Source organism: Streptomyces africanus (genome assembly GCF_002150735.1).
In the GTDB taxonomy this organism is placed as follows: domain Bacteria; phylum Actinomycetota; class Actinomycetes; order Streptomycetales; family Streptomycetaceae; genus Streptomyces; species Streptomyces africanus.
This window is the reverse complement of sequence record NZ_MUKA01000608.1, coordinates 1-510: the sequence shown is the minus strand read 5'-3', so window position 1 is coordinate 510 and position 510 is coordinate 1. Positions and strand designations below refer to the sequence as shown.

At 73.1% G+C, this 510-nt stretch carries 1 pseudogene; it reads right to left on the bottom strand.

Annotated elements, in window-relative coordinates:
* Positions 1 to 39: 39 nt before the first annotated feature.
* A pseudogene (locus CCL05_RS42600) lies at positions 40 to 510 on the bottom strand (NADP-dependent phosphogluconate dehydrogenase); the annotation flags it as partial.

Below are 510 nucleotides of genomic sequence, written 5' to 3'. Positions count from 1 at the left end.
GTCCACCGGCCCCGCATCGTCACCGTCAGCGCGCAGCGCCTACGCGGAGACCTCCGACCGGTCCCCACCCCACAGCGTGTGGAACGACCCGTCCCGGTCCACCCTCCGGTAGGTGTGCGCACCGAAGTAGTCCCGCTGCCCCTGCGTCAGCGCCGCCGGCAGCCGCTCCGCGCGCAGGGCGTCGTAGTAGGCGAGCGCCGCGGCGAAACCGGGCGTCGGCACGCCCTGGCGGGTGGCCGCGACCAGCACCTCGCGCCAGTCGTCCTGGGCGTCCGCGATCTCCTGCGCGAACGTCGCGTCCGACAGCAGGCTCGGCAGATCCGGCCGGGTGTCGTAGGCGGAGCGGATCCGGTCCAGGAAGGCCGCGCGGATGATGCAGCCGCCCCGCCACAGCGCGGACACCGCACCGAGGTCGATGTCCCAGCCGTACTCGTCGCGCGCCGCGTCGATCTCGTGGAAGCCCTGCGTGTACGACACGATCTTCGACGCGTACAGCGCCTGCTCCACCCG